The organism is Rhizobium sp. Root1212 (genome assembly GCF_001424985.1).
Lineage (GTDB): Bacteria > Pseudomonadota > Alphaproteobacteria > Rhizobiales > Rhizobiaceae > Pararhizobium.
In genome coordinates this window covers 95828-108040 of the sequence record NZ_LMDA01000027.1, presented here as the reverse complement: position 1 = coordinate 108040, position 12213 = coordinate 95828, and the positions used below count along the sequence as shown (strand labels likewise).

Annotated in this window: 9 protein-coding genes; 5 read left to right on the top strand and 4 right to left on the bottom strand. The window is 61.8% G+C overall.

Features of this window, described 5'->3' with window-relative positions; all coding sequences use genetic code 11:
* Position 1: 1 nt before the first annotated feature.
* Together ASC86_RS23765 and wecB are read left to right on the top strand one after the other, a co-directional pair.
* A complete protein-coding gene (locus ASC86_RS23765; protein ID WP_056327215.1) occupies positions 2-790 on the top strand; it encodes a CpsD/CapB family tyrosine-protein kinase in 789 nt (262 codons plus the stop codon).
* Between the two features lie 91 nt (positions 791-881).
* Entirely contained in the window at positions 882-2132 is a 1251-nt protein-coding gene (gene wecB, locus ASC86_RS23760) for a UDP-N-acetylglucosamine 2-epimerase (non-hydrolyzing) (protein WP_082510432.1), read from the top strand.
* A 159-nt stretch (positions 2133-2291) separates the two neighbouring features.
* Here the strand turns inward: wecB and wecC are convergent, their stop codons facing one another.
* Genes wecC through ASC86_RS23745 form a run of 3 tightly spaced genes read right to left on the bottom strand, consistent with a single transcriptional unit; the run spans position 2292 to position 5657 of the window.
* The gene (wecC, locus tag ASC86_RS23755; protein WP_056327116.1) at positions 2292-3548 is read right to left on the bottom strand and encodes a UDP-N-acetyl-D-mannosamine dehydrogenase; all 1257 of its coding nucleotides are present in this window, start codon (positions 3546-3548) and stop codon (positions 2292-2294) included.
* Complete coding sequence (locus tag ASC86_RS23750) at positions 3548-4372, bottom strand: WecB/TagA/CpsF family glycosyltransferase (RefSeq protein ID WP_082510430.1); 825 nt, start codon at positions 4370-4372, stop codon at positions 3548-3550. Before ASC86_RS23750 ends, wecC begins: the two co-directional genes overlap by 1 nt.
* Position 4373: 1 nt before the next feature.
* Complete coding sequence (locus ASC86_RS23745; protein ID WP_200943848.1) at positions 4374-5657, bottom strand: hypothetical protein; 1284 nt, start codon at positions 5655-5657, stop codon at positions 4374-4376.
* Between the two features lie 344 nt (positions 5658-6001).
* Between ASC86_RS23745 and ASC86_RS23740 the strand changes: the two genes are divergently transcribed.
* Positions 6002-6952, top strand: coding sequence for a glycosyltransferase family 2 protein (locus ASC86_RS23740; RefSeq protein WP_056327113.1), 951 nt, complete (start codon positions 6002-6004; stop codon positions 6950-6952).
* On the opposite strand, the gene ASC86_RS23735 is transcribed toward ASC86_RS23740, so the two are convergent.
* Positions 6931-8154, bottom strand: coding sequence for a glycosyltransferase family 4 protein (locus ASC86_RS23735; RefSeq protein ID WP_056327111.1), 1224 nt, complete (start codon positions 8152-8154; stop codon positions 6931-6933). The two genes, ASC86_RS23740 and ASC86_RS23735, sit on opposite strands and share 22 nt — an antisense overlap.
* Positions 8155-8805: 651 nt before the next feature.
* Here ASC86_RS23735 and ASC86_RS23730 point away from each other — a divergent pair.
* Both ASC86_RS23730 and ASC86_RS23725 read left to right on the top strand, forming a co-directional pair.
* On the top strand, positions 8806-10944 hold the full coding sequence (locus ASC86_RS23730) for a calcium-binding protein (RefSeq protein ID WP_056327109.1): 2139 nt from the start codon (positions 8806-8808) through the stop codon (positions 10942-10944).
* Positions 10945-11244: 300 nt separating this feature from the next.
* Positions 11245-12177, top strand: coding sequence for a glycosyltransferase family 2 protein (locus ASC86_RS23725; protein ID WP_056327107.1), 933 nt, complete (start codon positions 11245-11247; stop codon positions 12175-12177).
* Positions 12178-12213: the final 36 nt, after the last annotated feature.

Genomic DNA, 12213 nt, shown 5'->3' with positions numbered 1-12213 from the left:
CATGGAAAGATATGCAGCCCCCCCTCCCGATGCGTCACGCCTTTTCAGCGCGGATCAATTCGTCGAGACGATCCAGGCCTGCGCGCGGCTGGGACGCGAAATCGCCTGGAGCAGCCTCGAGCCGCTGCTGATCGACCACCGCGTCATGGCGCGCAACCGGATCGTCACCAACAACCATTCGGATGCCGCCCATGATGCTTTCGACATGCTGCGGACGCGTATCCTGCAGATGATGCGGCAAAACGGCTGGACCTCCGTCGCCATCACGTCGCCGACGCGCGGCTGCGGCAAATCGACGGTGGCGCTGAACTTGGCGTTCAGCCTCGCCCATCAACGGGACTGCCGGACGGTGCTGATGGATTTCGACCTGAAGCATCCGCGCCTCGCGGCCATGACGGGCATGACAGATCCGCAGTCGATGGAATCCTTCCTGAAGCGTGAGATCGACATCCCCGACATCCTGCAGCGCTACGGTGAAAATCTGGCGATCGCCGCCAACAGCCAGCCCGTGCGCCTTGCCGCCGAGCTGCTGCAGAACGGCGATACGGGACGCGTGCTCGCAGATCTGCGCGAGCGCATGAAGCCCGATGTCCTGCTCTTCGACATGACCGCGATGCTGACGAGCGACGAAGTCACGGCCTTTCTGCCGAACGTCGACGGCGTGATCATCGTCGCGGCAGCCGAACAGAGCACCATCGAGGAGCTGGAAGCCTGCGAGCGGGATCTCGCCGAGCGCACCAATGTTCTCGGCGTCGTCCTCAACCGCTGCCGGCACGGGCCGGGATACTGAAGGACCCGAGCCGCCACGGACACTTTAAAAATCAAAGCTTTTGCAAACCTCGCCATTTCAGAACGGCCTGCCATTCAGAAGGGAAGTCAGCATGCGCAAGATACTGCTCGTTTACGGAACCCGGCCCGAAGCCATCAAGATGGCTCCGCTGGTCGATGCTCTGGCGCGTTCGCGGCACTGCATGCCCGTGGTCGCCGTTACCGGACAGCACCGGGAGATGCTCGATCAGGTCAACCAGCTGTTCGGCATTCGCCCCGATCATGATCTCAATATCATCACGCAGGCGCAGACGCTCGAAACCGTGACGTCCCGCGTGCTGAACGGCGTATCGGCCGTGATCAAGGCCGAAAACCCGGATGCCCTTCTCGTGCAGGGAGATACCACGACCTGCTTTGCCGCGGCGCTGGCCGCCTTCTACACCCGCATTCCGCTGATCCATCTGGAAGCGGGCTTGCGCACCGGGGATCGCTTCAATCCCTTCCCGGAAGAAATCAACCGGCGCCTGACGACGCAGCTCGCCGCCCTGCATCTGGCGCCCACGCAGACGTCAAAATCCAATCTTCTCCACGACGGGGTCGGCGAGCAGGATATCGTAGTCACCGGCAATACGGTGATCGATGCCCTGCTGCAGGTTTCCGGCCGCAACAGTCCGTTCGAAAACCCGGACCTTGAGAAGATCGCGGGGCGCAAGACGGTGCTGATCACCGCCCATCGCCGCGAGTCCTGGGGCGAGCCCATGGCCCAGACGGCCCGCGCCATCGCGCGGCTGGCAAAAGCCTTCCCCCATATCGCCTTCCTCCTGCCCGCCCATCTCAATCCGGCGGTCCGGGATGTGCTCCTGCCGCCGCTGGTCGGGCTGGAGAATGTCATCATCACCCGCCCGCTCGATTATTGCGACTTTGTCCGGGCGATGCGCGATTGCTCCATCGTGCTGACCGACAGCGGCGGGGTGCAGGAAGAAGCGCCGACCTTCGGCAAGCCGGTGCTGGTGATGCGCGATACGACGGAGCGGCCGGAAGCAGTCGCGGCCGGGACGGTCCGGCTGATCGGCACGGACGAAGACCGGGTCTTTGATGCCGTCTCGACGCTGCTCGTCGATCGGCGCGCCTATCTGCGCATGTCGCGCGCCGTCAATCCTTACGGCGACGGCAATGCATCGATGCGGTCCGTGCATGCGATCGAGCATTATTTTGGCCTGGGCGAACGGCCCGATGAATTCGGCCGCCCGATCCGCACGCCCCTTCGCAAAACCGCCCGCCCGATCCGCCGGCCGAACGGCATACCCGTTCCTCTAGGGCCGATGCCGAACTTTGGCGACATGCCGATCCTACCCGGCGAATAATATCCGCCGACAGTCAATTGAGTGGCCGAAACGGGAAGCCGTTTCGGCCATTTTTGTTATATGAAGATGTGTGCATATATATAATGAGTGATCGTCACGAAAGAACCCGCCGGGTGACGGCGGGCTCTTCATGCTGGCGGGGTCGCGGTAGCCTGTATTTCAGCGCCAGGCGCCGCGCGTGTCGTAGACGACCTTTCCGCCGAGGCGCGTATGCTTGATCGTCTTGAACGGCTCGTGCTCCACCAAGAGAACGACGATATCGGCGCGTTCCACGGCCTGATGGGCGCCTTCGAGGCGAAGGTTGCCGAAGCCGGCCAAGGCCTTGGGCACGGTATCCACGTAAGGATCGCAGATCAGGATCTCGGTATCCGGCAAGGCGGCTGCGATCAGGCCGACGACCTCGATCGCCGGGCTTTCGCGCACGTCGTCCACATTGGCCTTGAAGGTCAGGCCAAGGCAGGCAACCGTCGGTGAGCGGAATTTCTTGGCTTTCTCCACCACCTGCTCGGCAACGTGATGCGGCCGGTGATCGTTCACCTCGCGTGCCGTGCGGATCAGCTTGGCAAGACCCGGTGCCGCCGAGACGATGAACCAGGGATCGACCGGAATGCAATGCCCGCCGACACCGGGGCCGGGGCTGAGGATGCTGACGCGCGGATGCCGGTTGGCGAGCCGGATGACTTCCCACACATCGATATGCATAGACTCGCTGATCAGCGACAGCTCGTTGGCAAAGGCGATGTTGACGTCGCGGTAGGCATTTTCCACCAGCTTGGCCATTTCGGCGCTGGCGGCATCCGTCAGCAGGATTTCCCCTTGAGCGAACAGCCGGTAGATCGAGGCCGCCTTGTCGGCGCATTTCGGGGTGAGCCCGCCAACCACGCGGTCGTTGGTGACGATCTCGATCATGATGCGGCCGGGCAGCACCCGCTCGGGGCAATGGGCGACGAAGATGTCGCTGCCGTTTTCGCCGTCGCGCGGCATTTTCAGGTCCGGGCGCAGCGCGCTGATCCATTCGGCCACCTTTTCTGTGGTGCCGGGGGGCGAGGTCGATTCCAGAACGACGATATTGCCGCTCCTGAGTTTCGGCGCGATCTGCTCGGCCGCCGCCTTCACATAGGAAAGGTCGGCTGTCCGGTCTTCGTTGAAAGGTGTGGGAACGGCGATGATGAAGGCGTCCGCCTCCGGCGTTTCGGTCGTCGCCGTCAGTCGCCCCATCGCCACGGCACCGCTCACCCCGACCGCCAGGTCCGGCTCGATGAACGGCACCTCGCCGCGCGAGACGGCAGCCACCGTCGCGGGATTGATATCGACGCCGATCACGTCGATGCCGCGGGTCGCGATCGCAACCGCCGTCGGCAAACCGATATAGCCCATGCCCAATATTGCCAGTCGCCCCTTAAACACTTCACTCATCACGAGCGCTCTCCCAATCGCTTGTTCCCATTTCGCGGTCCGGCCTGCGATACATACTGTGCCCCTTCACAGGTGAAAGCGGGCTCCGGATGCATGAATTCCGTCACAGTCATCTTGATGAAGCTGGCATTGGTGGAGAAATACCGCCACCACAGGCGTCCAGGCTCCTGAAGAACGCGGTATGCCCATTCCATACCCGCTCTCTGCCAGATCGCCGGCGCTCTTTTGGTGAGGCCCGCCATGATATCGAAGGACCCGCCGACGCCGTGCTGCACCGGCACATTCAGCGTATCGCCGTATATGCCGAGGAAAATCTCCTTCTTCGGCGAGGTCATGCCGATGAACAGCATGTCGGCGCCCGATTCCCGGATGCGCTCGGCAACCGAGGCCGCTTCCTCCGGCTTGTAATAGCCATGCTGGGCGCAGACGATCCTGAGACCGGGAAAGCGCGCGGCGATCACGACTTGCAGGCGTTGCAGAACGTCGGGCGTCGCACCCAGAAGCGCGATCGACCGTCCCTCGCTGTTGGCGAGCACCAGCAGGCGCTCGAAGATATCGATGCCGGCCACGCGCTCCGGCAAGGGCCGGCCCAGGAGCTTGCTCGCCCAGACAACGGATTGCCCGTCCGCCAGCAACAGGTCGCACTCCATCAGGGAGTTCCGCAGCATGCGGTCCTTGTGCAGGCTGACGATCTTGGCGGCGTTGAGCACGCCAAGAAGCAGGCGCTTGCGCGTGGTCAAGGCGGTATGGCAGCGCTCGATCACCTCGTTCATGTCGAGGGCATCGAGATACATGCCGAACAGAAGTTGCCGCTGCCCGCCCATCTCACAGCTCCTTCGGCAGGCGTTGGCTCTCGCTCCTGCGCCCGGCTGCGAGCGCCGCAACCGTGCCGCCCGAAAGCCAAGCGTAAAGCAGCCAGCCAAGCTCATAGGGCCGGCATTCGTAATCGATCACGCCGGGCGGAAAGAGCGCGTCGATACCGGGCAGCTTCCAGCCGCGGACGAGACCCGTTGTTGCGGCGGAGACGATGCGGATCATCTTGTTCGGCTCGCGCCGGGCGACCTTGCGCCAGATGACGCCTTTTTCGAAGCACACCAGCGATTTCGGGGTTTCGGGATGCTCGTTCAGCCAGCCAAGTCCCTTGATGACGGCCTGGGTGTAGTCCGTGCCGCCCGCTTCCCGAAGTTCGAGCAAGGCCATTGGCCCCATGGCGTGCTGGTGAACGCTGTAAACCGGATAGCCCTCGACGACGCTGCCGTCGCGGGTGTCATAGTGCCACCACCATTGGCCGGCAGGGCCTTGCAGTGTGCAGATCCGTTCGGCGCAGGCTTCGGCCGCTGCAAGGATACCGTCGCCGCCGACCGCGACATGCAGCCGGGCCAGGGCCTGGATCGGATAGACCTGATCGGCAAAGCAGCCGATATGGGCGCGCATATAGCCGCCGGCGGAGGGCGGCAGCGTGTGGGTGAAAAGGCCGGAGGCGCTGCGGCCGACCATGAGCCGTGTTGTCGCAAGGGTGATGACATCCTCGACATCGCCAAGCTCGCGGGCAGCAAGTGCCGCGATCAGCGCCCAGGCGCATTCGACGGTGGCGCAGGGCGTGTCGGAGGCCAGCCGCTCGGCGATCCGGCGAAAAAGCGGAGCGGCATAAAGGCCCGCGACTTCCCCGCAGGCCCAGGCTGCGAGTGCTACAGCGCCAAGATCGGTCGAAACCGCGGCATCCATGGCGGTGGTTTCCGCAAGGGCAGCGGCTGTCGTTCCTTCGAGAACCTGCCGCTGCAGCATGTCGGTGGTGCCGGACAGGCCGAGTGCGACCATTGCCTGATAGCGCAGGTTTCTTCCCTGGAGCTGTTCGGTCTCTCCCGTCTTTGTCTTTATGGCTCGCAGGGTATGGCCGAAGACACGGGCCTTGTGCATGCGCGGCAGGCCCTTGTTGGCGAGCGCCAGAAGATGATCGACCTGGCGGCTTGCGCCCAGCGAGGTGGTCCGCAGCATATCGAGGCGGTCGATCTGTATGGCCGGTTTGGGTATCGACCCTCTCCGTTCCACGAGGCTTTGCACGATGTCATGAGGAATGATCGAGGACTGATTCTGAAGTTCTAACGACATGAAGGCTCTCCAGTCGGCGCGCGAATGTATTGCGCCGGACCCGGAAATCCGGCGTTTTCGAATCCTTGACGATCTATGGACCGCTGTATCTTGAAGGCATGCTAGAAAACTTACCGAGACAAGCACACCGCGCTCAAAGGCTTAGCGGTGCAAGCTCCATGGGGGGGTAATGCTGCCGCCATGCGCCGATAGGATGAGGCCCGGCGATAAGGGGTATGCCCGTCGGGATGAGCATACCCGCCGGTACCTGTCCGGCCTACCTCTCTCGGCAGTCTTCCGGTCCGCCCGAACTTTGGCCAAGGTTCAGCATCCCCTTGCCTGGGCCATGAAAGCGAGAAAGACAGATGGATGCCTTGCTGAAAACAGCGCCGGGTGGCGCGACCGTACATCATGCCGACGCCCGAATTGCGCTTGTGATCGTTACCTACAACAGCGGCGAGGTTTTGCCGGGGTTACTGGATTCGCTTGAAGCGGGGCTCGAAGGCGTCGATCGTTATGAGGTCATCGTCGTCGACAATGCCTCGCGCGACGATTCCGTCGCGCTGGCGCGCGCGCATCCGATCGGGGTCACGGTGATAGAAACGGGCAGGAATGCCGGTTATGCCGCCGGCATCAATGCCGCCGTCGCAACGCTTACGCCGGACACCGACGTTCTGGTTCTCAATCCCGATGTGCGGCTGCAGCCGGGCTGCGTTCACCTGCTCAGCCGCCGCCTTGCGGATGCGTCCATCGGCATTGCCGTTCCGAAGGTGTTGAACGAAGATGGAACGGTCGCCCATTCGCTGCGCCGCGAGCCCTCTCTCCTAACGATCTGGTCCGACGCGCTTTTGGGAACGAAGATGGCGGCAAAGCTCGGCATCGGCGAGATCGTCAGCTCGCCGGATCTTTATAGCACCGGCGGCGTGGTGGACTGGGCGACGGGGGCGGCACTGGCAATCTCCGCGAAAGCGCGCAAAACCGTGGGCAGCTGGGACGAATCCTTCTTCCTCTACAGCGAGGAAGTCGACTACATGGAAAGGGTGCGCAGCGCCGGATTGGGCGTGGTTTACGAAACCCGCGCCCGCGCCGTGCATTTCGGCGGCGAGTATCACGAAAACACATATCTTTCGGGGCTGATGACGTCCAACCGCATCCGCTATTTCCGCCGGCACCATAATATTGTCTCTACGCTGCTCTTCCGCCTCGCCATTATCGTCGGGGAAACGATGCGCGTCACGCTTGGGGCCGGCCACCGCGCCGCTCTCCATGCCGCGCTGTTTTCCGCCGCCGGGCCTCAGACAGCGCCGGCGCGCTGAGAGGCATTGATGAGATCGGCATAGATCGCATCCATGCGGTCGAGCTTGGCCGACCAGAGCGCGGTGCGTTCCACATGGGCATAGGCGGCTGCTCCCATCCGGTTGCGCAGCGCCTGATCGACCGTCAGCTTTCGGATCGCCGCGGCGACATCGGTGGCAAGGGCATCCGGCGTCGTGACGTCGAGCTTGATCGCGCACTCGCTGGACACAGCGCTTCCCGGCCCGCCGCGATCCACGACAATCAGCGGCAGGGAAAAGGACATGGCCTCCAGCGCCACATTGCCGCCCGGCTCCCGGTAGCTCGGGAACACGAAGATATCGGCGCGCCGATAGAAGTCCGGCACGTCTTCCTTACGCTGCCATCCATGCAGGCGCACGCGCGACGCCAGGTCTTGCTCGGCAATCAGCCGCTCGCATTCGCTCCGCTCCGGCCCCTCTCCGACGATATCGAGTTCGACATCCAGGTCGCGGAGAAAGCTCATGGCGCGGATGATGTCACGCGCGCCCTTGGTTCGGACGAGACGGCCGACATAAAGCAGCTTCACCGAATTCGACCGCGCCGACCGGTCGAACGGCGCGGGTATGGCGTCGAGCCCGGTTTCGCTCATCACCTCGAAGCGGTGCAGCGGAATGTCGGAAAGCTGGTCGTGGACATAATTGGCGATGCCGAGCACGCAATCGGCGCTTTCGAAGCTCGACCGCAGCAGCGGGTCCCAACGCAGGCGCATTCGGTCGAGATGGCGGAGCTTCATGAACCATGGATTTGACGTTTCGTCCGCGGCAAAGCCGTCGGGCGTCGATAGCCCTCCACCGACCGGGCCGATGACAAGCGGCAGTCCCAGCTTCGCCGCCGGCGACGGGTAGCGCATGGCGACCGGCACCGGCTGGTGAACGATGTCGAACCGCTCACCGCTCTTCAATGCCGCAATGAGCCATCGGCGCGCCCGTATATAGAAAGGCACATAGGCCGGCTTCATCAAGCTGTTCAGGCGTTCCGCGCGGCCGAGCAGTGGCGGCTCCTGCCATTCGATGATCCGCAATCCGGTCAATTGCTCGCTGGCTGGCTTGGCGCCGCGTTTGGAATAGGTGAGCAGGGTCACGTCGTGACGTTCGGAGAGCTTGCGCGCCCATTGCGAGGCGACCCATGCCTCGCCCACGTCTTCCCCGTTGCATGTCGGCGCGACAAGCAGAATTTTGGCCACGCACTCATCCCCCTGCTTTCGCCTTCGCGGGCGTTGAAAGAGGCTCTTTCAACGATGGTCTGGTAAAGCAGTATCGTGCGTGTCCGCCCAGCGACAATGTCACCGATGGTTGGCGTCAGGGTACGATCCAGGCGCCTCGCACATCCAAAGGTATCACCTCCCATCCCAGAATCAGTATCGCACCGCGACTCGCTAACGGTGCCGACGCCGATTGCGCGGTACGTTTCGGCAGCCCTTGGTTGAAAATTTCTCCGTCAAAAAAATTTCTTCCAAAAGAATCCGCCTTTTTTCCTTCTCGCCCTTGGGGACCGGCACGCTGACGGATTTTTAAAAAGGAATTCAGTCGGCTCTGTTAACCATTGGTTGCTGAAATAATTTTCCTCAACCTTATTTCGGGCGAATGTTTCCAAAATATGGCAGCAATAAAATTCGGTAAGTCTTTCAGAATTACATTGTGGCGAAAATTCAATGTGGCTGCATTAAGGCACTTTTTACACGCCGTTCGTACTATTTCGCAGCGTTGCCTTTCAAAAAAAGCTGGATTACCAACCCCGGCATCAGCGCTGACCTACCTACAAAGCAGTACCCACCCCGTCATATCGATTATTCATGCAAACCGATGACGGCCGTTGGGAGAAAGGTGACAAGACAATGAGAAGTATATTTCGCGATGTATCGACCTCCGATCTTTCGGCGGACACATCATCCCTTCGTGGCGAGATCAACTCCTTCATCGATTCAAGCACTGATGTAGCGAGCAATAGCGGCGGTGCACGGCACGGCTTCGACCTTCGCGATTTCGGCAATCTTATCAATGGCGAAATCCGCGACACGTTCAGCAACTGGCCGAAAAAGCACTTTTCGGACGACAGCGTTCGCAAGCACAATCACGATGTAGAGACCGCTTCGTCGCTCGACGATGCTACCCCGGTAAAGGTGGCCTCCGCCACCACGTCGACACCGGTCGAAACCAAACAGGCAGCCGTTACCGAAACCTCCGTGGCCAAGGCCGCAGCATCGGCTGCCCCGGCGACGCTTGCGGCGACCGCCACCACCACCAGCCAGACCGCGACAGCGGCTGCATCCGCAGCTTCGGGCTTTCCCGATGCCAGCAACACCGGCATTGCCAGCGGCACGGCAATGACCAAGTTCACGGGTTCCTATCACGTTACCCAGGACAATGCGGTCATCAGCAATCTTGAAGTGCATGGCGACATCGTTATCGAAGCGAAGAACGTCACCCTCAAGAACGTCAAGCTGGTCTCCGACACGCCGTGGCATGCCCTGCGCGTCATGGACGACGCGACCGGCTTCACACTGCAGGATAGCGAAATCGACGGTGCCGGCGGTACTGTCAACGCCATCTACGGCTTCGGCACCTTCCTGCGCAACAACCTGCATGATGTCGAAAACGGCATCAATGTCATCGGCCCTTCGCTGATCAAGGATAACTACATCCACGACATGCGCCGCAGCGCCGAGGCGCACTATGACGGTATCGAGGTCAATGGCGGCCACGATATCCAGATTCTGCACAACACGATCGTCAACGATAACGACCAGACGTCGGCCGTCATGCTCGACAACTATTTCGGCGGTCTGTCCAACATCACCGTCGATGGCAACCGCCTGGTCGGCGGCGGCTACACCGTCTATCTCGACGACCGCTTCAGCGGTGGCTCTGTCGATGACAGCTCGATCAAGATCACCAACAACCAGATCGGCGGCGGCCACTACGGCGATTTCGCGATCTACGAAAACAAGCCGGTCATCTCCGGCAATACCGATCTCGATACGGCGCCACCGACCACCCCGACAACACCGACGCCTCCGGCGACGGGCACCGTTTACACGGGGACGTCCGGCAACGACACGCTGCCGCTCAGCGGCAAGACGAATGCCGGAAACGAGACCTACAAGGGCCTGGCCGGTAACGATCTGCTGAAGGGCGGTGCCGGTGGCGATACGCTCGACGGCGGTGACGGCACGGATACGGCAAGCTATGCCGGTTCGGGGGGCGTGAACGTCAACCTGCAGACGGGTGTAGCCTCCGGCGGCCACGCTGCGGGCGACAAGTTCATCAGCATCGAGAACCTGACCGGTTCCAGCTACAACGACACGCTGACCGGCAACGCAGCAGCCAACGTCCTTGACGGCGGCGCAGGTGCGGACAAGCTGGCTGGCGGCGCGGGTAACGACACCTACATCGTCGACAATGCCGGCGACGTCGTCACCGAAGGCAGCAATGCTGGCACGGATACGGTCAAGGCTTCGGTCAGCCACACGCTGGCGGCCAATGTTGAGAACCTAACCCTGACCGGTACCTCGAGCATCAATGGTACGGGCAATTCTGCCGCCAATACCATCACCGGTAACGCCAGCACCAACAGCCTCAAGGGCGGCAGCGGCAACGACTACCTCATCGGGGGTGCCGGCAATGACACACTCGAAGGTCAAGCTGGTTCCGACAAACTACATGGCGGTACGGGGCTCGACAAGTTCGTCTTCCGCCAGAGCCAGGTCAAAACGGCCGGTGCGGATCACATCACCGACTTCTCGTCCTCCGACCTCGTTGTCTTCGACGTGGATTCCGGCCCGACCGGCAACCTCGCCGCCAGCGCTTTCCGTCTCGGCACTGCCGCTCTGGATAGCAACGATCGCTTTATCTACGACACGAAGGCGCACGCCCTCTACTACGATAGCGACGGCAACGGCTCGGCGGCGAAGGTCCTCGTTGCGACTTTCGACAACGGCTACAACCTGTCGGCAAGCGACTTCCTGCTCGTCTGACAATGACATCGGCCATGGGCGGCATTGCCGCCCATGGCTTTTTCTTTCAGGGCCACACCCTATCCGTGCTTTCATCGCACGCGGGCCTACCCCCAAGCGCCCCTCGCCTCCCCTAAAGGATGGTACGCAGCCCGCTTTGGCCTGACTTTCCATCATCTTCGCCATCTGCATAATTCGAACCGGACATCGCTGATGCGATGATGTTGAACGGTTCGCGCAAGACCGCGCTCGCCACGACCAGACCTCGGGCAAGGTTATGATGGCTCTATCCCTCGCCGCATCTTTTGGACGGAAACCGCGATGAGCGTCGAGGTCTCGGTCATCCTGCCGACCTACAATCGCACCCGCACACTGCCGGCGGCGATCGCCAGCGTCCTTTCCCAATCCTATACGAATTTCGAGCTGATCGTTGTCGATGACGCTTCGCAGGAGGATGTGGAAAGCCTGGTGAAGGGCATCGACGACCCGCGTATCCGCTACATCCGCCGGCCGGTGAACGGGGGCGCTGCCGCAGCGCGCAACACCGGTCTTTCCGAAGCTCGAGGACAGTTCATCGCCTTCCAGGACAGCGACGATCTCTGGTTGCCCGGAAAACTGATGAAGCAGGTCAACCTGCTGTCGGGCATGCCTCGGCATGTCGGCGCCATTACCGGCGCCAAGATCGTTTACGGCCGCGATGCCAATTTCAAATACGGTCCGGGACGGGTCGCCTGCGCGCCGCCGCCGGAAACTCCGGTACGCCTCAACGAGGACCAGATCGGCCATCTCCTGAAGGAAAATCGGATCAGCGTACAAAACGCTCTTTTCCGGCGGGATTGCCTGCCGGAAAACCAGTGGTTCGACGGTTGCGCCCGCGCCAATGAAGACTGGGAATTCGCGATCCGACTCGTCCAGCACACGACGCTCTACGAGGATATCGAGCCCGTCGTCCTCGGCTTCATCTCGTCCGACAGCATTTCGTCCAATCCGCGCAGGCAGACAATCGGGCTGCTGCGTATCCTGCGCAAAAACAAGGCGGTTCTGGCACAGCGGAAGAACCAGCGGTCGCAGATGCTGATCGATCTCGCCATCGTGTTTTACAAGGCGGGCAAACCGAAACGGGCCGTCAAATTCCTGCTGGCGGGGCTGAAGAATCATCCTGCGCACAGCCTGTCGCTGGCGGCATCCTTCGTTCGAAAGGCTGTGAGGGCCGCGACGCTCAAGGTACAGCGCCTTCCGGCAACCCAGTCCTAATTCCGGTCGTTTCCTGAAGGTGTGAGGGAGAGGTGG

Bases quoted from the DNA above. Each gene is read 5' to 3' on its own strand.
- ASC86_RS23765 (WP_056327215.1), top strand. From the start codon at position 2: ATGGAAAGATATGCAGCCCCCCCTCCCGATGCGTCACGCCTTTTCAGC.
- wecB (WP_082510432.1), top strand. From the start codon at position 882: ATGCGCAAGATACTGCTCGTTTACGGAACCCGGCCCGAAGCCATCAAG.
- wecC (WP_056327116.1), bottom strand. From the start codon at position 3,548: ATGAGTGAAGTGTTTAAGGGGCGACTGGCAATATTGGGCATGGGCTAT.
- ASC86_RS23750 (WP_082510430.1), bottom strand. From the start codon at position 4,372: ATGGGCGGGCAGCGGCAACTTCTGTTCGGCATGTATCTCGATGCCCTC.
- ASC86_RS23745 (WP_200943848.1), bottom strand. From the start codon at position 5,657: ATGTCGTTAGAACTTCAGAATCAGTCCTCGATCATTCCTCATGACATC.
- ASC86_RS23740 (WP_056327113.1), top strand. From the start codon at position 6,002: ATGGATGCCTTGCTGAAAACAGCGCCGGGTGGCGCGACCGTACATCAT.
- ASC86_RS23730 (WP_056327109.1), top strand. From the start codon at position 8,806: ATGAGAAGTATATTTCGCGATGTATCGACCTCCGATCTTTCGGCGGAC.
- ASC86_RS23725 (WP_056327107.1), top strand. From the start codon at position 11,245: ATGAGCGTCGAGGTCTCGGTCATCCTGCCGACCTACAATCGCACCCGC.